The organism is Vibrio sp. OPT20, assembly GCF_963889365.1.
Taxonomy (GTDB): Bacteria; Pseudomonadota; Gammaproteobacteria; order Enterobacterales; family Vibrionaceae; genus Vibrio; species Vibrio splendidus.
Window position 1 is genome coordinate 280,076 of record NZ_CAWPOA010000101.1, and the last position, 21,204, is coordinate 301,279.

Below are 21,204 nucleotides of genomic sequence, written 5' to 3' on the forward strand. Positions count from 1 at the left end.
TCTTTAGATTTGGAATCCCACGTGGAATAGATACCATAAGAAGTCATGTCGACCACAATAGAGCGCTTTGCCATTTCAATCGTTACCTTGAAGTTGTTCTATTCATTTAATTCTATTTGCCATTCAGCCAAGCTGGATAAGCACGAGGCTATTCTTGCCAATCTTTTGCCATGCGCTTAATCACAGACGGTTCAATGTCGTGAATGCTACCAAATTGCTCTCGACATACTTCGATGATCAAGTCAGCTTTGTATTTTCTTGCAAGTTGACGGTAAGCCTTCATTTCCCAATGCTTAATAAAGGTATTCGAAACAACAACATCCAACCCTTGCTTCAAGCCATTTTCAGCCGTGTTCTGACACCACTCATGAGCTTGCTGTAACTGCCTAGGATCAAAATGGTAGCCACCTTGCTCATTCACGTAATACATATCCGCTTCGACATGCAATGCATCGTAGGTTTTCGCTTTTGTTGACTTGCCAGAACCGGGCAACCCTCGAATGAGTATTAACTTCATCTGTCACTTTACAGGCTAATTCGAAAACTTGAGTTTATCGTAAATGCTAACCGCTTGCTCTGATAACTGCCTAGTTCTACATAAGAGAACCAAGTACTTATGCCTTACTCGGGTAGTCGTCAAACATTATAAGACTTCGTCGAAGCCGGTAGATGGCTTCTGATAGAAAACACAAATAATTTACATCTATCCATTTTGGATATCGACAAGCGTATCAAACTACTATAGATTTAGATGTATAGACGTCTATATATCTAGCTTAGGGAGAAAGCTTTGCCTATTCGCATTCCAGACCAATTGCCAGCATCTGATGTTCTTCGTGAAGAAAACATCTTCGTGATGCCGTTATCAAGAGCATCGACACAGGAAATTCGTCCACTTCGAGTCTTGATCCTCAACCTGATGCCGAAGAAGATTGAAACTGAAACTCAATTCTTACGCCTACTATCGAACAGTCCATTGCAAGTGGATGTAGAGCTGCTGCGCATTGATGACCGACCAAGCAAAAACACACCGACTGAACACCTTGATAACTTCTACCGCCAATTTGAAATGGTCAAAGGGAGAAACTTTGATGGATTGATCATTACTGGTGCACCGCTTGGCTTGGTTCAATTTGAAGATGTGATCTACTGGGACCACCTAAAAACCATCATGGAATGGGCAAACAAGCACGTGACCTCAACCTTGTATGTGTGTTGGGCGGCTCAGGCGGGTTTGAAATTACTGTATGATTTGCCAAAGCGCACTCGCAAAGAGAAGCTTTCTGGTGTTTATAATCACGAGATTCATCACCCTTACCACCCGCTTCTGCGTGGCTTTGACGATACCTTCTTAGCACCGCACTCTCGCTATGCAGATTTCTCTCAGGAATACTTAGCCGAGCATACCGACCTTGATGTTCTTGCGACTTCTGATGTGGCTGGCGTATATCTGGCGGCAACCAAAGATAAACGAAACGTGTTTGTAACGGGTCACCCTGAATACGATGCGCATACATTACACGGTGAGTACGTTCGTGATTTAGGCGAAGGCATGGAACCCGTGATTCCAATCAACTACTACCCGAACAACAATCCAGATAATAAGCCTGTCGCAAGCTGGCGTAGTCATGGGCACTTGTTATTCTCAAACTGGTTGAACTACTGCGTTTACCAACAAACGCCTTACGATTTGGATCACTTCAGCGAAGACAACTTTACCAAAGACGATTAAGTTCTTTCTTCCGATTCACAAACACATAAAGCCGTGTTCAGTAGGTTGTTGATAAAACGCCAAATTGGACGCGGTTTTTTTATGGTGTTTGAGTCGCATTCCATAATAGATTTACCACTTCAATGGGTTTGATTTCATATGATGGGTTGGTGTTCATAAGGAGCTTCACATGCCCGCCAAGTCGTTATTATCTAAACCTATTTCATTATCCCGCCCCCTTTCGTTATCGAGTCTGATACTACTCGCCTCGCTTTCGTTGGTAGGTTGCGTTTCTGTCACTGAAGGCCCGCCAAAGATTGAAAGTGACCCTATTGCGATGTCTGAATCTCGTATTGAATTAGGTTTGGGTTATATGGGGCAAGGGAATATGGTGAGAGCACGTGAGAACCTAGAACTCGCCATCAAACACGCACCTAGCTACTATCGAGCTCGCCTTTCCATTGCGCACTATTACGAACAAGTTGGGGAAGTTGACGAAGCAAGAGATGCCTATAAAAAAGCGCTGAGGTTAGACGCAAGAAACGGCAACGTATTGAACAACTACGGTACATTCTTGTGTAAACAGGGCGAATACGAGCAAGCCGATAAATACTTTAACCGTGCCATCGACCAACCCTATTATTATCTCGTCTCTGCCAGTTATGAAAATGCGGCATTCTGCGCGTTTAAAGCCGGAGAGGTCGAGCAAGCAAAATACTACTTCTCTCGTGCGATTGACCACGACCCGAATCGAGCTAGATCCGTACTACAGCTTTCTAAAATTGAAGTCAGTGAGGCCGAATACAATGACGCTAGGCTCCGCTTATTCAAATTCCACCAACGTTATGGCTATCAAATTCCATCGCTTCAAATCTTGGTCGAACTCGAAAAGAAAGCGGGTAACCGAGCACTTCAACAGAAATACCAAAGTAAATTAGACGAACTGCTCTCCGTTTAAGGCTAACTGAGCTTAGAGTCGTTGCGATAAATATAAAAACGGGCTTGTTGCGTTAACAACAAGCCCGTTCGTAATTTCAGCTTAATATCTTAACTAAGTACAGTCTGTTATTTAAGCGCAATCCACTCTTGTCTTTGTTCGTCGTCCATAAAGGTCCATGCGATAAAGCGACTCACCTTCTGGCCTTGTGACATCTCAACCACTTTTACTTGTTTAGCTCTCAGCTTGCCAAGCTCTGAACGAACCATATCAACGTTGTCTTTCTTAGAGATCAATGTCGTAAACCACAATACTTGAGTAGCAAAAAGCTGGCTCTCTCTCGCCATCTTCATGATGAAAGCTGCTTCACCACCCGGACACCAAAGTTCAGATTTTTGGCCACCAAAGTTTAAGGTTGGTTTATTTTGCGTAGTTGATTTATCTAACTTAGCTGGCTTCTTATTCGTTTCTGGCTTGAATGACTGACCGGCTTTCTTAGCTCGGTTTGCCGCTAGGTTATCCAGTTTACGTTGTGATCCCTTTTCCGCCTCTTCTAGAGAGCTGTGGAATGGAGGGTTACAAATTGTGACATCGTAACGTTCATTATCCTTAATCACGCCCTTAAAGATAGATTCTGCGTCGGCTTGCAGGCGAGCTCGAATCTTACCTTTTAGATTAGGGTTACTTTCCGCAATGAAGTTCGCTGTTTTGATGGAGACTGAATCGACATCAGTACCTGTCCAGCGCCACTTATACTCTGTCGCACCAATGATTGGGTAAATACAGTTTGCACCAACACCAATATCTAATGCTTTCACAGAAGAATGATTATAAGGTTCACCTTGACCGTCGCTATTAAGGATGTCTGCGACTCTGTGAATATAATCTGCACGGCCAGGAATTGGCGGGCACAAGTAACCAGCAGGAATATCCCAATGCTTAACGCCATAGTGATGCGCCAGTAAAGCCTTATTAAGTAGCTTAACGGCTAATGGATCAGAGAAATTAATGGTGTCTTCGCCAACCGGGTTCTTGATCAGGTGTTCTTTTAGCTCAGGCAAGGCTGCAACCAGTAACTCGAAGTCATAGCGACCTGTATGTTGGTTTCTTGGGTGCAATCCACCTTGAGGCTTTTCAGTCGAGCGTCTTTTCTGGGCTGTGTTTTTGTTAAAAGCCGTTTTATTGAAAGAACCCTTATTCGATGATCCTTTATTCGCACCCGGTTTACCTTTGCTATCTTTTGCAAAAGGTCGCTTTGCTTTGTTGTCAGCACCTTTGGGAGCACTGTTTTTGCGGTCTGATGTGTTCTTTGTAGAAATACGCTTGTCGCTGCTTGGCTTAATATCACCGTGCTTACGGTTACCTTGATCAGCTTGGTTTTCTTTTGTCTTTGCTGATGAGGTACTGTTTTTCGACAGGCTTAGCGTAGTTCTATTTTGTGATTGGCTCATTGGGCTACTTCTTTAAGTCTAAATACATCATGAATAAACGGGCATCTAACTCAAGTTGATGATATTCCGGCTCCATGTGACAGCATAGTTGGTAAAAGGCTTTGTCGTGTTCTTTCTCTTTGATGTGCGCCAGTTCATGCACCACCAGCATTCTCAGTAAAGGTTCTGGTGCATTTTTAAAAACACTGGCGATACGAATCTCGTTCTTCGATTTGATCTTTCCACCGTGATTCTTCGCGACGTAAGAGTGCAGACCTAATGCATTATTAATTAGGTGTATCTTGCCGTCGTAAATCACTTTACTGATCGGTGGCGTTTTTTTCATGTAGCGATTTTTAATCTCAATCGCATAGTCAAACAGGGCTTTCTCGCTTTTGATTTCATGATTCTTTGGGTAGCGAGCTTCAAACCACGGCACCAATTTACCTGATTCAACAAGTTGAGTTACCGGGTCGAGAATGTGCTTCGGGTAGCCTTGAATATAGCGTAAAGAAGGATGCATGCTGAAAGACCGTACAAGTTACACCACGACAATATGTTGTGGTCTTGAAAATTGAGCCGCATAGTGTAACTGATCACACTTTTCTAATCACCTAGGATTCGTTACACTTTAGCGAGATTCACCAAGAGCTACACTCAAAAAGAGATTGTAAAAATGAAACGTGTTGTATTGTACGTCGCAGACAAATGCCCGCACTGTAAAGATGCACAACGCTATTTGGATTCGAAGAAAATTGAATATCGCCTAACGAATGCAAAAATGCAGCGTGGCCGTAAAGAATTACAGGCGATGGGTGCTCGCTCTATCCCTGTGCTGAAAATCGGTGACCAAGTGATGGTCGGCTGGAATCAGAAAAACTTCGATAAGATGTATAACTCAAAGAACACCTAACGTGCTCTGAGCCAGTCATACTTCTATACAACAAAGCCCGAATATCCAATCTAGGATACTCGGGTTTTGTTTATTTAAATCTTACTCAATCACACATACCGCTTAACGAAATCAATAAAGGTTCTGTCGGCTTTCGACAAATACCCTTCCTTTCTCCAGGCCAAAGATAGATTCAGTTTTACAGGGTCTTTAAATGGCACGCCTATCACGTCTTTCTCATATTCCGTCACTAAGCTCAACAGCGCGGTGATCGCAAACTCTCGTTTAACGATAGAAAGAATCATCGGGAGCAAGTTGGTTTCAAACGCAATGGTCATATCAAGATCGTACTTCTTACAGGTCGCATCAATAAAATCGCGGTGGAAATAGCCCGATTTGAACATGACCAGCTCTTGAGCAAAGAATTCTTCAAAGGTCATCGAAGGCTGTTGTGCTAGCGGATGCTCCTTACCGACAACGGCGACCATCTCAGAACTTAAAAGATGATCCGTTTCCAAATCATCAGGAACGTTCTCATGATTAATTACACCAATATCGAGTTCGCCGTTTAACAACATTTCACGAATAGAAGCGGTGCCTGCATCGATCAAGGTCAACTTTAGGTTTGGGTATTGGCTTTTAAATGCCATCACGACTTGCGGGAAAAAGTAGCTGCCCATCATACTTGGAGCGCCTAATCGCACCTCGCCTTTTTCTAAACCCTTTAGTTCATTCATCGCGAGCTGAGCATCATCAAACTGCTGGGCGATTCGCTTTGCATGCTCAAACAGTACCTTTCCCTCTTCCGTTAAGGTGACGGATTTATCTCCGCGACGAAACAGAATTAACTCTAATGTCTGTTCTAGTTTCTTAATGGAAATACTCAATGCAGGCTGTGCGATATGCAGCGCTTTGGCCGCCTGAGTAAAATTACCAAACTGAGCAACGGCCAGAAAATGTCGAAGAGGTTTTGATTCAAGCATGGCGATATATTTAATATATAGAGGTGATATTTTTAATATATTTCTTTAATCGCACCTGTACTGATAACTTGTTCACAAATAGCTTACTAACTCGCGCAGGCACAACGTAAATGTTTGATAAAGGCAGCCCTCAATACAAACGTATCACTCAATCATTGGCGATTGGTTCATTTATCATTTTCTGTAACCTTTACCTCTTTCAGCCTATCTTGCCGCACATGGCGGAGCACTTCCAAGTATCTGAAACTCAGATCAACTGGCTGTTTGCCGCGACAACGCTAGGGCTTTCCATCAGTTTGGTGCCTTGGGCAATCGCTTCTGAAACCTTTGGTCGAAAACCCATTATTCTGTTCAGTCTGTTCGCTATTCCTTTGATTGGATTGAGCATGGTGTTCACAACCACTCTACTGCAACTTGTTATTGCCAGAGCATTCATGGGAATCGCAGTCGCTGCTTTTGCGGGCGTGGCGGTTGCCTATATGGTGGAAGAGTTATCACCCAAAGCATTTGCAGTCGCGATCGGCGGCTATATTGCAGCCAACTCACTAGGTGGAATATTCGGGCGTGTATTGGGTGGCTTGATTACGGATTATTTTGACTGGCACGCAACGGTTTTGTTTTTCGTGGTCGGCTCCTTAATCGGCGCTCTCTATATTGCGTATAGCCTGCCTGACCAACAAAACTTCAAACCTCAGAAAGGGTTGTTCTTTCATCATAACCGCTCGGTTGTGATGCACTTAAGAAACCGTACCTTGTGGCTCGCGATGTTGATTGGTGGCGCTAACTTTGCCCTGTTCGTTAACTTGTATTCAGTAATGGGCTTTAGGTTGGTATCCGAACCTCACTCAGTGCCTGTAGGTTTAGCTTCACTGATATTCCTATGTTACTTGGCCGGAACGGTAAGCTCTAAGCTCTCCAACAAATGGACACTTCGTTTTGATCCGTTAAACGGAATATTGATGGGCGTGTGCATTAGCTTAATCGGAATGCTAATTTCTGCCATCGACAAAGTCCCGTTCATGTTAGCAGGCTTGTTATTGATTAGTGGCGGCGCGTTCTTCGCCCATACCCTTGCCTATTCTTGGGTAAGTCAAAAAGCACCAAGCGCTAAGGCGACAGCAACTGCACTTTACTTGGTTCACTATTATATTGGCGGGAGCTTAGGTGGCTTCTTACTCTTGTATTGCTGGCAACTGTTCGGTTGGAATGGTGTGATTGCGGGCGGTTCAATCTTCTATGTTGCCATATTTGCTTGGGTCTACCAATTAAAACAACTTCAAGTATCGGCCTCTAAACTCGCACAAGCATAAGTACGACTGAGGTTGTAACTCAATTATTGCTTTTGATTGACGTCCGTTCTGATATCCTACGCAAAATTTCATTTCGGAACCTGTTATGTCGAACACTCAAAGCACAGATCTTCAAACCATCCACGACCAAGTAAAACAGTGGTTAGACGATGTCGTTATTGGCCTAAACCTGTGTCCATTCGCAGCCAAGCCACAACGTAATAAACAGATTAAGATCTTTGTGAGTGAAGCAAATACAGAAGAAGTGTTGTTGCAAGACATCATGACGCATTTCGTAGAGTTAGATAACACGCCAGTCGCCGAGTTGGAGACAACTTTGGTGGTTGTACCTAACATGCTGCAAGATTTCTTCGACTACAACATGTTCATTGATTGGATTGAAGCGTTGATCAAGCAAGAAGGTTGGGAAGGCGTTTACCAAGTAGCAACCTTCCACCCAGACTATTGCTTTGGTGGTGCAGATCCAGAAGACGATGAAAACCTAACGAACCGTTCTCCGTATCCGGTTTACCATTTGATTCGTGAAGCGAGTATGGAAAAAGTGTTGAAGCACTACCCTAACCCTGAAGCGATTCCTGATACAAACATCGCGAGAGTTGAATCCTTAACGCCGGAAGAACGTCGTCAACTGTTCCCTTACCTGTTCAGTTAATCGCTAGCAAGATGGCTCATATTCCTGAGCGTTCTTGATGATATGGACGAGAAATGAACTGATCTCGTCCATTTTGTTTCGCAATGTACAGGCATTCATCGGCAACTTTGATGAGCTTATCTAACGCCGACATCCTTTCCCCTTTGGTATCCCCTGTACTCAACTCAAAATGACACGCGCCGATTGATATAGTGACAGGCTTTCTATCCAGTGTGATTTTCTTCATCTCTTGCAAAAGAGTCATGAACTTATCTTCAACACAACTTGGTGTTTTATTGGGGTACCAAAGAATGAACTCCTCGCCACCAAAGCGTGCCACAAACTCACCCTCTTGAGTGTTATTGCTCAGCACGTTCGCCACTTTCTTTAATACAACATCACCCATTTGATGACCATAAGTGTCATTAACCTGTTTAAAGAAATCGATGTCGACAACGGCCAAGGTTCCCTTTCCTAAAGATCCTTTTAACTGCTCCACTTCTGCATTCAACGTTTTGAACAAGCAACGTCTATTTGGCAAATGGGTCAGAGGATCATACAGAGCTTGGTACTCTAGCTTCTCATTCAGCTCTTTGAGTTTTCGTTCTTGCTGTCTTCTAACCAGTTCCACTTCGATCCATGAGGCCATTAACCTCATAACGTCGATATCGAACTCTTTGAACTCACGATGATAGGGAGCCGGGCTTGAAAAATTTAAGGTGCCATAAAGCTCGTCATTAACGAAAATCGGGATGCCAATATAAGACTCTAAACCAAAAGACTGGTAAGCGGGATGCGTCGCATACTTATCGTGTTTGCCACAATGCTCAATGCAGATAGGACCAATCGATTTACAGGTAATTTCGCAATAGGTAGAACGATAATCGAAGGTGTCACCAGTGTTGAGTTCAACCCCTTCTGGCGTAACACAGTGCTCGACTAAATAGGAATTGCCATCGACTTTAGATAAAATACCGATATCAAGGTTGAAGCGTTCAAGCCCCATGATAAGCAGCTGAGCGATCTGAATATCGAAGCCCTTCCGGTAATCATTGGTGATTTGATACAAGCGACGTATAACAATTTCGCTTTCACTGGCTTGGTTCATAAATGGGGTCCCACTGCAGCCGAAGTTAATGGCAACATTAATATTTGGTATATTAAGAAGAGTAAAGTGTAAAAAAACATAATAATCAATTAGTTTGTATGCAAAATACCTCATTGGTCCAATGAATAAAAGTCGACTTCTTCGACTTTGCGTTAGCACCCTATTCCTAGCTTTGGTAAAATAATCCATTAACGAAACAGAATGGATAGGAAAATGAACCTTTCTCAACTAAGCCAAGAAATCTACGATCACCTTTACCGCGACATTGAAGAGTTCCGCAGTACTTTTGATCTGCCTGTTGCTGCTCCTGAAACAATGGACGAAAAAGGCGATACGCTACATACCTCTCTAGCGATCGAAGAACTAACAGAACTTGCAGAAGCTGACTCTAAAATCGAACAAGCGGACGCTATAGTAGACAGCGTTTATGTTTTGATGGGACGTCTGGTTCACCTTGGCCAAGCTAAGGTTGAAGACAACCTAGCAATCAGCTACCTGATCGACCTGCTATTGAATGTTTCTAAAAACCGCTCAATTGACTTCTTACCTTGCTGGGACGAAGTACACTCAAGCAACATGAGCAAAGTATGTCGCAACGAAACTGAATACGCTGAAACAGAAGCTTTCTATGCTGAGCAGAACATCAAGCTGATGGCGGTTCAAAAAGGCGAATACATCATCGCTAAGTGTGCGGAAGATTTCGTATCTGAAGGCAAGACAGTTCGCCAAGGCAAAGTACTAAAATCAGTACACTACCGCCCTGCGAACCTTGAGCCACTAACGGCTTAAGTTGCACTGAGTATGAAGCTGTTAAAACGAGCAGCTCGCTAAAATAGCAAACGCCACGTTTAAATAACGTGGCGTTTTATTATCTGTCAGTGATTTCTAACTGTGTTCATCGTAGCTGTGTGCTAATTGTAGCCAAGTGTTAATTGCAGCTAAATGCTATACCAGTCGCGCCATGTGATAAGCCGCCACATATTCGCCATTTCTGAAAGCGAACCCTGCGGACTCTCCTTCAATCACGAAGCCAAATTTCTTATACAGGCTGATCGCTCTTTCGTTATCGGTATACACCGTTAACTCCATTCGCTTGATGTTAATCCAGTTATCACACAAGTCGATCGCGGTCGCGAGCAGCTGACTACCCACACCTTTGCCTAGCACATCGTCTTTAACACCCATACCAAATGAAGCCACATGTCGTCTTCTTGGGTTCACACACACTTCCATTCCCAAGTTGCCAACAATCTCATCGTCGATCATCGCGACATAAGAGTACACGTTGTCAGGCATATTAGAGATTCGTTTCTGCCAGCTTTCCAGAGATGGATTTGGGAGTTGCAGCGTACCGGTATAAGCATTAGTGCATTCGTAAACTTCTTTGATTCCCTTTGCATCTGACGGTTCAGACCGTCTCACTATAATACTCATCGCAACTCCTACTATTTTCATCGCTAAATATGAAACACATCCTTAATGTGCACCTAGACACACTATCAAATAGTGAATATTTAACAATAGGTTAGATGAAATTGTTTCAAATTAAGGAATTAGCAAGTGGAGGGAAACAGTATTTTGACGAAGGCGTATTAATAATATGGTTTTACTTGTAGTGGCTAACGGAAAGTTTCCGATGGAGAGAGTAAAGACTAGGTTATTATGTTGATGTGATATGGACACAAAGGTATGTGCCCATATTGTTTAACTAGCTCTCTTGATTAGTCACGTTCACATTGAACTTGCATGACTTTAAGGTCCGTAGCATTTAGCTTCTCAGCTAGCGCTGCGCCTTCTTCATTACATTGCTCAAGGGTCGTAAATTGAGTGTTAACTTCCATTTCTGCAGTGCTGTCAGCGCCACCCATCATTAGGCTTAGAATCAGTGTGAGTTCGTACATAAAATAATCCTCTTTCGAGCTTTCAAAGCATCCATTCGAATAAGATAAAGTGACTAGAATCCGCACTAATTCACTTGTTTCGTTTGAGATAATTCTAGTCATTCAGTCGATTCGAGTCTTACCATTTTGTGCCAAGAGGTACCAAAGTAAGTACGCTTATCTTATGGGGCTTAGTTGATACTGAGTAAACGACCTCGTTCGATGTCTTGCTCAAGTACCTCTGGTGTCAAGTCGCCATGTCCATGGTGATCGTGATTATGGTTATGTCCATGATCGTGGCCGTGTGAATGACTTTGATGTTCATTTGATCTTTGAGCTAACTTATCTGAATCCAAATAAGTGTCAGTCAAATCAGCACAATAATCTTGAGTCCATAAGTGACGAGCGTCGTCATCACTCATAATTTGCTCCGCTTTAGGACCCAACTTATCCATGTAGTACATCCCCAACTCCTCACCTTCTACATTGGCGTGGTTGATAAGGTTCATAAACGCAGGCTCTTGATTCTCATCTGATAGATGACCATTTTTGTAACACACGGTTAGACCAATAATGTCGTCGCCAAGTTGCTCTAATTCAGGGTTAAAATGATTGTGACTGTGATTATGTTCGGCAGCGGCGACAAGCATTGGAGTAAGTAAAACACATGCGATAGCCAGTAGCTTAATGGTATTTTTCATGGGATAGACCTTCTGTATTTTCGAATACAAATTTGATTAGTTGGCTGACTTAGCATCTTGTGAGGTGAGCTAAGTTAAGGGGAACTTCAAGACCATTTCAGCCTGAGTACCCCTCTGTCTCACTACAAATAATCAATATGATTGGATAACGAGGCTCGATATAACGAGTGTTCTGTAGACAAAAATCACTTATCAACTACGATTCTTGCTGGTGCGATGGTGTAAGTCATTGGCTTCACCTCCCATTCACCTTTTGCTTCCAATGCAACCGCTAGTGCTTGCGCCTCTTCACATACCTTCGCTGGTTTTCCGTCAGCCCAGTATGATGGACCCGAGGTGTAGCCGCACATCACTGAAAACGTGTGCTGCCCATTCTTTGTGGTGTATTCCGTCATAATGACACCACCTTCTCCATGCGTTATTTTTAGCGAGCCTTCATCGGCTACATGCATTGCATCGGAAGGATTCGGTTTGACATACGTTGTGTAGGTCCCGCCATCTGACATGGATTGGTTGTCATACATGGTGTAGCCTTCTTTTTCTGAAGGTAAGGTCAGTTCGTAGTTAGGATCAATATCCGCTAAACGTTCTGAGTTATTCGTCGCACCAGGTTGATAGTTGTGAGCATTTGATTGTCCGTTAGCGAAAACAGACGCTGACGCTAAAGATAGAATGACGACCGCTAAAATTGATTTTTTCATAATGAACTCCAGATATTCTAAGCAAAGAAGTTGTAAGCAATAGTTTTATGATTGAGTAAGAGAATGGGTTTGTTTACCTAACTTTTTAGGATGTGAGGGCAATATCAGCCCTCACTGCAAATACCCTATTTGTTATCGGTTCCTGCTCCTTCACCAGGCTCAGTTGGACGACTTACCGATTTGCGCTCAAGATTGTGGTGAGCACGCACTCTATCCATGTATTCTTGCTTGGTGTTCATACCTTGCTTCATTGCTTCTGGTACTTGTTCAGCTGGGATCACGATGTCACGGTCGACTGGCCATTCAGTTAACAGCTCTGGGTGGTAGCCTTCTGGGTAGTACAGTTTCGGATCCAGCTCTAAATCACGAATCTCTTGTTCTTGTATGTCTTCACGGCTGTTTTTCGGTAATGGAATTCTAAAATCAGACCCATCTGCCATATCAAATTGTGGCGCTCTCGCATTCGGGAAGTCAGGTAAAATACCTTCACGAACCCACGCATTATCTTTAGTCATGTTAACGACAATGCCATCTGGCGCACCGAAGTGGTAAGGCCCTTGCCAATGGTGGCGAACCTCTGCAACGGTTTCCTCATTGAGATATGGGTCGAATGTCATGTGCGTTGTCATGAACAAGCGCGGTTGTACTTCATTCGCCACATAACCCGCCGCGTACGCTGGTGTATGGTGAGTATCAACGGTGTAACGTGCTAAGAATGGCGGCACACCTTGAATAATCGAAGACACACCAAACGTTTCGGTTTGCAGTTCAGTAATGAACAAGTCTGCGCCTTTTGCGTATTTCAAATCCAACTCTGTTGGGCGACCGTCTCCTGTCCAAACAAATGAAAGCACTCGGCCGTCATCTTGAGTCCAATTCAAGCGGTAACCAGACGCGCCATCTTTTGCGTGACTGCGTCGCCAGTGAATCACTTCCACATTGTCTTGGTCATAGATAACGCCACCGTCGTCGCGGAAATCAAACTCGTGTACCACTATGTCGTTGCCTGATGGGAACACATCAAATGCATCGGTGTGCCAGTTCAACATTTGCTGCATGCCTTCAATCATATGACGAGTGCCATATTCTGGGGTCGCACCACTCGGACCATAAATGTTAAGCGGCTTTTCCCAGCGACCATTCCAACCACCAAATTGATACAGGTAAGGTAACGAGCCGTAATGGTCTACGTGTAAGTGAGTAATGAAGATATGGTCGAGTTCATTCATCGCGACACCCGCCGCTACGTAGTTCGCAATTGACCCTTCACCTAAATCAAAGACAAAGTTAGAGCCGTTACCCAATTCGACGTATATCGAGGTGTTTGCTTGCCCCGGGCGAATCATTGGTGATGTCCCCATGAACGTGACACGCATTTCATCCGGTTGAACTTCTTCAGTGCGTGGGAACCAGTTTGCGCCCGACACCATGTGATCGCCATAAGGTGCAATACCCTCAAACATCAGGCCTTCTTTCCAACCTGAATTGGTTTCTTTGCGATAGTCACCATTGTTTACACCACCCATTAACACAGAAAGCACTTCTTCTTCTGAAGAGTACAAGTTCCCCTTAGGTTGAGTGCTCAGATACTCTTCAAGGGTTTCACCCTCGTGATATTCAAATTTCTCGAGTTTTTGAATATCAGAGTTAGTCTGCTTGGTGTTGTATTGCATCATTGGGTCAGCAGCAAAAGCGGTTGTCGTGATGATCATTGCTGTAGAGATGATTGATAATTTTGCGAAAGTTCTCATAGTTTCACCTATCGGTCTGAGTATTTAGTAAATGAATGAAGTTCCTTCCTCACTCCGATGCAAACAAGTTTATTAATAAACAGAACCTTGATATATAGTGTAAACTTTACTTAAAACCTCCATTTCATTTATGAGTTAATAACGACTCCACCATGATTTGGATGAGTGACAATAAGAATAGAGGGAACTGAATTTGGACCTTAATCTACTGACGACATTTTTGGCCGTTTACAAACACAGCTCTATCACCGTGGCATCAGAGCAGCTCGATATTTCTCAACCCGCGGTAAGCGCGGCTATTAAGAGACTCGAAGGTGTCGTGGGCAAGGCTTTATTTGTGAGAGAAGGACGAGGTATCGCGCCCACTGGAGCAGCGGTATCACTCGCTAATAAGATAGAAGACCCATTGAACATCATTGGAACGGTTGAGCAACAAAAGAATGACCTTAAAGTCTATTGCACAGAGAGCTTGCTTCATTTCGTTAGCCAGGTTGAAGGCGTAAGCTTCACGGAAGCGCCGCTCGAAGAGGAAGAACTGTTTGATGCGCTTACTGCACAAAAAGTGGATATCGTCATTGATGTACTTTCGAGTAAGAAACACTCATTGATTGAAGAAACCATCGTCGATGAGGAGCCCGTGTGTCTGACTCGAATCAACCACCCTCGAATTGGTGAGACACTAAGTAAAGAAGAGTATTTCCAAGAGGAGCATATTGCGCTCAAGATCAAACGCGCCAACATGAACACAGTCGAGTTTTTATCAGAGAGCGATATCGAGCCGAGAAAAGTCAGAATTGAAACCAGCTCAATTTCAAGCATGCTGATTTTGGCAAGCACGACGGATTATATCGCCGCTTCTACTCGCTCTTTTGCAGAAATGCTTGCACCAGCGCTTGGCTTACGCGTTCACCCTATCCCCATCAAATTAAAACCGCTCACGTTTCGAATGCTCTATCACCGCCGTTATGCTAATGACGAACAACACATCAAAACCCGTGAAGCAATCAAGTCAGCACTAAAAAAACATAAATGAAACTGAGGTTTTAACTAAAGTTAACGCTATTAATATAAATTCAGTTTAATCACATACTCTCCAGCAAGTTAATTCAATAGAACGACACTGGAGAATCCATGAAAAAGCTTAACCTTATTGCTCTACCACTTACGTTACTCAGCAGCGCAGCGTTTGCGACTTCGACTCAAGTTTACATCGAACAAAACGTTGCCTCTAATGCTGCTGATAACGGTGTCTACACCACAGAAGCTGGCGCACTAATCGATACCTCAGAAAATGGACAAGTCTATATAGGTTTTGATGACCAGGGTTGGCTAGCCACGGGTTACGGCCACGACTTTCACATCAGCGAGTCTTTCACGTTCAACCTATACGGTGAACTCGGTAAATGGGACAACGGTGAAGAGTTATTAATCGAAGGTATTATCGATTATCAAGTGAACGACAACTTCAATGTATTCAGTGGATTGGGATATAACCAGTCAGGGCAAGTACTCGAGAATGTAAGCGACACCACGATTAACACCAATAAGTTCATCGCCGGTGCTGGGTACTCACTCGCAGGCTGGGATTTAGCTTACCAATACACTCACGAAAACAGTGATGGATCCAATGGCGGGTTTACCCACAACGATGACAACGTTATCTTTCATCAAGGCGACTACCGTACCAATGAACACGAAGTCGTTCTCTCTAAGAGCATCGACGACTGGACACCCTACGTGAAATACACCTATTTCAACACCAACGAAGGTGACCTTTACTTGAACGGCCAATCGATGGGTCCGATCGACAACGACAGCATCATCACTCTTGGTTTGTCTTACGACTTCTAAACATCTCAGATTCAATTCTCATAGGCAGATGGATTTGCCCACCTTTCGAGGGCACTACTATGAAAATGACTTCTCAACGTAACAAAGTCATTAATATCGCTGCAGCGATCAGTATCGTTTTGTTTTCTGCGATTCCCACCTACGCAAGTGCTGATCACTTAGATTTCCATTATCTAGAACCGAGTTATCTAGAAACCAGCTATCTAGACTCCTCCTCCGTCGAATTCATGACACCAGATTTTGATCAGGGGTATCTTAACGATGAGATTAAACAAAACCTTATTCTGGAATAAATCACCAACACATTACAAAATGTAAAAGACCAGAAACTCACGCTTCTGGTCTTCTTATATTGCTCTTGTTTTCTATATAACTCTTATCCGATTACAGAGCTTTGCTCAGCGATTAAGACTCAGTTTCTGAGTCACTTTTCTCTAGGCTAATCACATTCAAAACTGCAAATGCAGAGGCTAGAAATAAGCCCAATATCCAGACAAAATACCACATGAAAAACTCCTTAATACAGTGAATGGCCATTACGTTCGACATACTCGCTATCAAGTCGCCCAAACATGGTTCGATAACTGAACGCGGTATAACACAGAATGATTGGCACCATCACGAATGCTACGCCTGTCATGATGTTCAAGGTCAGTTCACTCGATGTCGAATCCCACAGCGTTAGGCTATTACTCGGGTTAACGCTAGACGGGATAATGAACGGGAACATTGAGAAACCAGCCGTTAAGATGATGCAAGCGTTAGTCAGGCTTGAACTAATAAAAGCTATTACATCCCATTTCAACCTTGCGCCAATCAAAGCCAGTAATGGAATGGTCACGCTGCCGATTGGTGCAAACCACATCCAAGGGTACGTAACGAAGTTGGTTAACCAAGCGCCTACTTGTGTAACGACTTCTTTGTTCAAAGGATTCGAAGCCGAGCTATGATCCATCGCACTGACTATCAGATACCCGTCAATATGGTTTATCGCCATACAGCCAATCACCATAAGGAAAGCGACAAATACAGCACTCGCCTGCGTCACCGTTCTTGCCTTTTTGTACACTACGTCTGTGGTTTTCATCATCAACCACGCACCACCTTGTAACAGCGCCATCAATAACCCGACTAGACCACACAAAAGCGCGAATGGGTTGATCAAATCGATAAACGAACCATGGTACTCAACCATCAAGAAGCTATTGAGCGTAAAAGGTAAGCCTTGCATCAAATTGCCAAACGCCACCCCAAACAAGATTGGAGGGAAGAAGCCTGAGAACGAGATTGCCAAGTCACATACTTGTCGCCACTGATCGCTGTCGATCTTTGCTCGATACTCAAGCGCCAAAGGACGCAACCACAATGAAATAAGCACCAAATACATCGCCACATAAAGGCTTGAAAACGATGTCGCATAAACCAAAGGCCAAGCCGCAAACAACGCACCACCTGCGGTAATTAACCAAACTTGGTTACCGTCCCAATGGGGCGCGATGGAGTTAATCATTACTCGTCTTTCAGCGTTCGTTTTACCAATAAACGGTAACAACGCCCCCACCCCCATATCAAAACCATCGGTGATCATAAAACCAATCAGCAGTACACCAATCAGAACCCACCAAATTAAACGCAATGTGTCATATTCGAACATCAGTCAGTCACCTTATTGTTGAACTTGTTGTGCCAATTTGGCTTCAAGCGAAGTTGTATTTTGTTCATAGTGATAGCGACCCGTTTTTAAACTGCTTGGGCCTTTTTTAGCAACGGTAATCATCAAGTAACTTTCAACAATGATAAATACGGTATATAGGCTGATAATGAGAGCAAGAGACGTAAGCAGGTTTTCAACGGTTTGAGAAGAAGCCGCGACGGTCACAGGAAGAATTTCACCCACAGCCCAAGGCTGACGACCGTATTCCGCAACAAACCAGCCAGCTTCAATCGCAATCCAAGGTAATGGAATTGACCATAGCGCCGCTTTCAGTAACCAAGGCTTTTGCGTAATATTTTTACGGTAGGTTTGCAGGAAGGCCGCACCAAAAACAAACAACATAATGAAGCCACAACCCACCATGATTCGGAATGACCAGAAAAGTGGCCAGACAGTTGGAATGGAATCATCTGCCGCTTGTTGGATTTGCTGTTCAGTCGCATCGGTCACGGTATCGGTATAACGCTTGAGTAATAAGCCATAGCCGAGATCGTGCTTGGTTTGATCAAAGGCTTGTTCTGTCTCATAAGAGGTATCGCCAGCTCGTAAACGTTCTAGCAATTCATAAGCGATGATTCCGTTGCGAATACGGACGAGGTGCTGGTCGCGCAGGTCATGAAGGCCAGTGACTTGCTCATCCAAAGATCGCGTTGCAATAATTCCCATCACATAAGGGATTTTGACCGCGAAGTCGGTTTTGCCTTCTTCTTGGTTCGGTAATCCAAACAAGGTAAACGCCGCAGGTGCAGGTTCTGTATGCCATTCCGCTTCAATTGCAGCGAGTTTCACTTTTTGAACGTCACCCAGTTCATAGCCCGACTCATCACCTAATACGATCACCGAGATAATAGAAGCAATGCCGAACGAAGCTGCGACAGCAAACGAACGTTTTGCAAAAGCAACGTCACGACCTTTAAGCAAATAGTAAGAGCTCACACCAAGGATAAACATTGAGCCACAGGTATACGCCGAGGCCACGGTATGCAGGAATTTAACTTGTGCGACAGGGTTAAGCACCACTTCGGCAAAGCTAGTCATCTCCATACGCATAGTTTGGTAATTGAACTCTGATCCAATTGGATTTTGCATCCAACCATTGGCAACCAAAATCCACAGTGCAGAGAAGCTAGAGCCCAGAGCCACCAGCCAAGTCACTACAAGGTGTTGGCGTTTCGATAGCCTTTCCCAGCCGAAGAAGAACAATCCAACAAAAGTGGATTCTAGGAAGAAAGCGACAAGCGCTTCGATGGCTAAAGGTGCCCCGAAAATATCGCCGACATAGTGAGAATAGTAAGACCAGTTAGTGCCGAATTGGAATTCCATGGTTAAACCGGTCGTGACACCCAAGGCAAAGTTAATGCCGAACAGTTTGCCCCAGAATCGGGTCATGTCTTGATAAATTTGTTTACCGGTAAGTACATAGATCGACTCCATGATCGCCAGTAAGCACGACATACCGATAGTCAGAGGGACGAAAAGAAAGTGGAACATAGCGGTTAGCGCAAACTGTAAACGCGACAATTCAACTACATCAAACATTTAAGCTCCAAACATCATAATGATGGCTTTCATATTAAGAATTGGAGCGTATTTCAGCACAGTTCCCACGAACCAAACTAGAACAGATTGATTATTAAAAAACAGAACAGATTTACTTATTAGACGAACGACTGGTCAGAGTTTAGCTGCAACTATTGGCTTGCAATTCCATTGCCTGAATCAAGCCTCCTAGCGTTCGTATGGCTTCTGCTATTTTGTCGTCACAAGCATACGAACAGTTGAGTCGAATGTGATGAGAGAACTTTTTGTCACTGCTGAATATGATTCCCGGTGCGACAGAGATGTTTTGTTCAAGGGCTAGTTCATACAACTTCTCAACACAAACAGAGTGCGGCAGTTCTATCCAAATGAAGTAGCCACCTTGGCTTTTATGCACCGTCGCACTTGAAGGTAAGCTAGATTCTAACAATGCAATATGTGCCTTCTTCCTTTCATTCAAAAGCTTGCGAAGTTTTTTAAGATGGTTGTCATAACTATAAAACGTCAGGTAGTGAGACAGCCCAAGTTGGATAGGAATACTGCTCGAGAGCGTCGAAAGGTGCTGCAATCTCTGAATCTTTAACGCTTGTTTCCTTGCAACTACCCAACCGATTCGAAAGCCAGGCGACAATGATTTGGAAAACGAACCACACAACATGATTTGCTCGCCAGTGTCATAGGCTTTAGCAGGCAATGAGCTTTGATTACCGACGTGAAGTTCTCGATACACATCGTCTTCAATCATCGGGATCTTATGTTGATTCACCAACTCGGCCAATCGCTGCTTGTTGCTATCACTCATCGAATAGCCAACCGGGTTTTGCGACTCCGTCATGAACCAACATGCTTTGATGTCCATTGAAGCGAACACCGACTCCAACACATCCAAATCAATCCCTGTTGTCGGGTCTGTTGGAATCTCAACAGCAGTGAGGTTAAGCCTTTCAATGGTCTGCAACACACCATAGAACGCAGGATACTCTATCGCGACTAAGTCACCCGGCTCGGTACAGGATTGTAGGCATAAGTTAAGTGCCTCCATCGCCCCAGAAGTAATTACAATATCGTCAGGTAGGACGTTCAAGCCTTGAACTTGATAGCGTTGGGCAATTTGTCTACGAAGTGTTTCACTGCCTGGAGGCAAGTTGGTGAGCATGCTGTTGTCGGGCATTTGACGACTTGCATTGGCTAAACTGCGCGACAATGCTTGATGCGGAAACAAGGCAGGGTCAGGGAATGCCGAGCTAAGTGGAATGATGCTAGGGTCTTTGGCACGTTGGAGCACATCGTAAAGCAAATCACTGATTTTAACGGGATACGGCTTGATGGCTTTTTGTTGTGAGAGTTCTGAGGTGAACAGATTTCTACGTGGTAACACGAAATAGCCAGACTTGGGTTTTGAGCGCACATAGCCTTGATCTTCAAGCTGCTGATAGGCTTGCAGTACCGTCTCGATACTGAGTTTATAGCGCTTACACGCATCTCTAATTGATGGGATCTTCTCACCACTCAACCAGATGTTTTGCTCTATCTGATTCTTGATTGTATTGGCGAGTATCTGTGATTTTTTCATCAAAAAGTCTTTTCTATCTAATATGTAAAAGATTACTAAACCGTGGATATTCGAGGTACTCGGACATTCAGGTATAACAAAGCCCTACCCTAAACCCAATTACCTTCACGGTCGACTTGTTTATTTCTCCCATAAGAAAAGACACCACACTCGTCAATAAAGTTTGGTGCCTTGGTTATTACTTTAAAGCTAACTAACCAACGTTAATTAAGATTAGTTGGCTGGACGCCACACGCCCCACTGATCATTTTCGTAGGTCGCTTTAGGGTTTGTACCACCTTGAATCCACCACTGTGCTTTCCAAGACTGGTTTGAGTACGTTACTACTTCACCGCCTAGGTAAGTCGCTGAAGAGTCCCAAGTGCCATTGTCTGGGTCAGGAGTCGGATCTGGATCCGGCGTTGGATCTGGGTCTGGTGTTACGCCACCGTCATCAGCAATTACTTCAAAAGTGAAGGTTTCAACACTGTCGCTTTCAATCGAGCTAGCCAT

At 43.9% G+C, this 21,204-nt stretch carries 23 protein-coding genes and 2 pseudogenes; 9 read left to right on the forward strand and 16 right to left on the reverse strand.

Features of this window, described 5'->3' with window-relative positions:
• Positions 1-74: pseudogene (locus tag AACR09_RS21450) on the reverse strand (DUF3859 domain-containing protein); the annotation flags it as partial.
• 74 nt (positions 75-148) lie between these two features.
• Positions 149-517 carry an ATP-binding protein gene (locus AACR09_RS21455; protein WP_193835668.1) on the reverse strand — a complete coding sequence of 123 codons (369 nt, stop codon included), beginning with the start codon at positions 515-517 and terminating at the stop codon, positions 149-151.
• A 273-nt stretch (positions 518-790) separates the two neighbouring features.
• On the opposite strand from AACR09_RS21455, the gene metA reads away from it, so the two are divergent.
• Together metA and pilW are read left to right on the forward strand one after the other, a co-directional pair.
• Positions 791-1,732, forward strand: coding sequence for a homoserine O-acetyltransferase MetA (metA, locus tag AACR09_RS21460; protein ID WP_004734938.1), 942 nt, complete (start codon positions 791-793; stop codon positions 1,730-1,732).
• 169 nt (positions 1,733-1,901) lie between these two features.
• Positions 1,902-2,669 carry a type IV pilus biogenesis/stability protein PilW gene (gene pilW, locus AACR09_RS21465; protein WP_017080657.1) on the forward strand — a complete coding sequence of 256 codons (768 nt, stop codon included), beginning with the start codon at positions 1,902-1,904 and terminating at the stop codon, positions 2,667-2,669.
• A gap of 107 nt (positions 2,670-2,776) precedes the next feature.
• On the opposite strand, the gene rlmF is transcribed toward pilW, so the two are convergent.
• Positions 2,777-4,099, reverse strand: coding sequence for a 23S rRNA (adenine(1618)-N(6))-methyltransferase RlmF (rlmF, locus tag AACR09_RS21470; RefSeq protein ID WP_193835669.1), 1,323 nt, complete (start codon positions 4,097-4,099; stop codon positions 2,777-2,779).
• A gap of 4 nt (positions 4,100-4,103) precedes the next feature.
• Positions 4,104-4,601, reverse strand: coding sequence for a YgjP-like metallopeptidase domain-containing protein (locus AACR09_RS21475; RefSeq protein ID WP_004734935.1), 498 nt, complete (start codon positions 4,599-4,601; stop codon positions 4,104-4,106).
• 153 nt (positions 4,602-4,754) lie between these two features.
• On the opposite strand from AACR09_RS21475, the gene AACR09_RS21480 reads away from it, so the two are divergent.
• Positions 4,755-4,991: a glutaredoxin family protein gene (locus AACR09_RS21480; protein ID WP_004734934.1), complete on the forward strand. Its 237-nt coding sequence runs from the start codon at positions 4,755-4,757 to the stop codon at positions 4,989-4,991.
• An 89-nt stretch (positions 4,992-5,080) separates the two neighbouring features.
• On the opposite strand, the gene AACR09_RS21485 is transcribed toward AACR09_RS21480, so the two are convergent.
• Positions 5,081-5,953 (reverse strand): LysR family transcriptional regulator, encoded by an 873-nt coding sequence (locus AACR09_RS21485; RefSeq protein ID WP_193835670.1) that lies wholly within the window; start codon positions 5,951-5,953, stop codon positions 5,081-5,083.
• Positions 5,954-6,063: 110 nt separating this feature from the next.
• Between AACR09_RS21485 and AACR09_RS21490 the strand changes: the two genes are divergently transcribed.
• Positions 6,064-7,263: an MFS transporter gene (locus AACR09_RS21490; protein WP_108214535.1), complete on the forward strand. Its 1,200-nt coding sequence runs from the start codon at positions 6,064-6,066 to the stop codon at positions 7,261-7,263.
• Between the two features lie 85 nt (positions 7,264-7,348).
• Positions 7,349-7,915 carry a DUF1415 domain-containing protein gene (locus tag AACR09_RS21495; protein ID WP_108093528.1) on the forward strand — a complete coding sequence of 189 codons (567 nt, stop codon included), beginning with the start codon at positions 7,349-7,351 and terminating at the stop codon, positions 7,913-7,915.
• 16 nt (positions 7,916-7,931) lie between these two features.
• On the opposite strand, the gene AACR09_RS21500 is transcribed toward AACR09_RS21495, so the two are convergent.
• A complete protein-coding gene (locus tag AACR09_RS21500; RefSeq protein ID WP_004734930.1) occupies positions 7,932-9,002 on the reverse strand; it encodes a sensor domain-containing diguanylate cyclase in 1,071 nt (356 codons plus the stop codon).
• Positions 9,003-9,215: 213 nt separating this feature from the next.
• Here AACR09_RS21500 and AACR09_RS21505 point away from each other — a divergent pair, with 213 nt between their 5' ends.
• A complete protein-coding gene (locus AACR09_RS21505) occupies positions 9,216-9,791 on the forward strand; it encodes a nucleoside triphosphate pyrophosphohydrolase family protein (protein ID WP_017059167.1) in 576 nt (191 codons plus the stop codon).
• 156 nt (positions 9,792-9,947) lie between these two features.
• Here the strand turns inward: AACR09_RS21505 and AACR09_RS21510 are convergent, their stop codons facing one another.
• From AACR09_RS21510 to gntH, 5 genes are all read right to left on the reverse strand, one after another.
• Positions 9,948-10,436: a GNAT family N-acetyltransferase gene (locus AACR09_RS21510; protein ID WP_017068284.1), complete on the reverse strand. Its 489-nt coding sequence runs from the start codon at positions 10,434-10,436 to the stop codon at positions 9,948-9,950.
• Positions 10,437-10,723: 287 nt separating this feature from the next.
• Complete coding sequence (locus tag AACR09_RS21515) at positions 10,724-10,903, reverse strand: hypothetical protein (RefSeq protein WP_017095358.1); 180 nt, start codon at positions 10,901-10,903, stop codon at positions 10,724-10,726.
• Positions 10,904-11,073: 170 nt separating this feature from the next.
• On the reverse strand, positions 11,074-11,583 hold the full coding sequence (locus AACR09_RS21520; protein ID WP_102569360.1) for a hypothetical protein: 510 nt from the start codon (positions 11,581-11,583) through the stop codon (positions 11,074-11,076).
• A gap of 185 nt (positions 11,584-11,768) precedes the next feature.
• Positions 11,769-12,284 carry a hypothetical protein gene (locus AACR09_RS21525; protein ID WP_193835671.1) on the reverse strand — a complete coding sequence of 172 codons (516 nt, stop codon included), beginning with the start codon at positions 12,282-12,284 and terminating at the stop codon, positions 11,769-11,771.
• Between the two features lie 125 nt (positions 12,285-12,409).
• Complete coding sequence (gene gntH / locus AACR09_RS21530; protein ID WP_017068281.1) at positions 12,410-14,035, reverse strand: guanitoxin biosynthesis MBL fold metallo-hydrolase GntH; 1,626 nt, start codon at positions 14,033-14,035, stop codon at positions 12,410-12,412.
• 193 nt (positions 14,036-14,228) lie between these two features.
• On the opposite strand from gntH, the gene AACR09_RS21535 reads away from it, so the two are divergent.
• From AACR09_RS21535 to AACR09_RS21545, 3 genes are all read left to right on the forward strand, one after another.
• The gene (locus AACR09_RS21535) at positions 14,229-15,068 is read left to right on the forward strand and encodes a LysR family transcriptional regulator (RefSeq protein WP_193835672.1); all 840 of its coding nucleotides are present in this window, start codon (positions 14,229-14,231) and stop codon (positions 15,066-15,068) included.
• A gap of 98 nt (positions 15,069-15,166) precedes the next feature.
• Positions 15,167-15,886 carry a hypothetical protein gene (locus tag AACR09_RS21540; RefSeq protein WP_193835673.1) on the forward strand — a complete coding sequence of 240 codons (720 nt, stop codon included), beginning with the start codon at positions 15,167-15,169 and terminating at the stop codon, positions 15,884-15,886.
• Between the two features lie 59 nt (positions 15,887-15,945).
• Entirely contained in the window at positions 15,946-16,179 is a 234-nt protein-coding gene (locus AACR09_RS21545; RefSeq protein ID WP_193835674.1) for a hypothetical protein, read from the forward strand.
• A 112-nt stretch (positions 16,180-16,291) separates the two neighbouring features.
• Here the strand turns inward: AACR09_RS21545 and cydX are convergent, their stop codons facing one another.
• The 5 genes and pseudogenes from cydX to AACR09_RS21570 form a co-directional block, all read right to left on the reverse strand.
• A complete protein-coding gene (gene cydX / locus AACR09_RS21550; protein ID WP_017083482.1) occupies positions 16,292-16,393 on the reverse strand; it encodes a cytochrome bd-I oxidase subunit CydX in 102 nt (33 codons plus the stop codon).
• Positions 16,394-16,403: 10 nt separating this feature from the next.
• The gene (cydB, locus tag AACR09_RS21555) at positions 16,404-17,540 is read right to left on the reverse strand and encodes a cytochrome d ubiquinol oxidase subunit II (protein WP_193835675.1); all 1,137 of its coding nucleotides are present in this window, start codon (positions 17,538-17,540) and stop codon (positions 16,404-16,406) included.
• A gap of 12 nt (positions 17,541-17,552) precedes the next feature.
• Entirely contained in the window at positions 17,553-19,139 is a 1,587-nt protein-coding gene (locus tag AACR09_RS21560; RefSeq protein ID WP_004734905.1) for a cytochrome ubiquinol oxidase subunit I, read from the reverse strand.
• Between the two features lie 142 nt (positions 19,140-19,281).
• Entirely contained in the window at positions 19,282-20,712 is a 1,431-nt protein-coding gene (locus AACR09_RS21565) for an aminotransferase-like domain-containing protein (RefSeq protein ID WP_193835676.1), read from the reverse strand.
• A 213-nt stretch (positions 20,713-20,925) separates the two neighbouring features.
• A pseudogene (locus AACR09_RS21570) lies at positions 20,926-21,204 on the reverse strand (lytic polysaccharide monooxygenase); the annotation flags it as partial.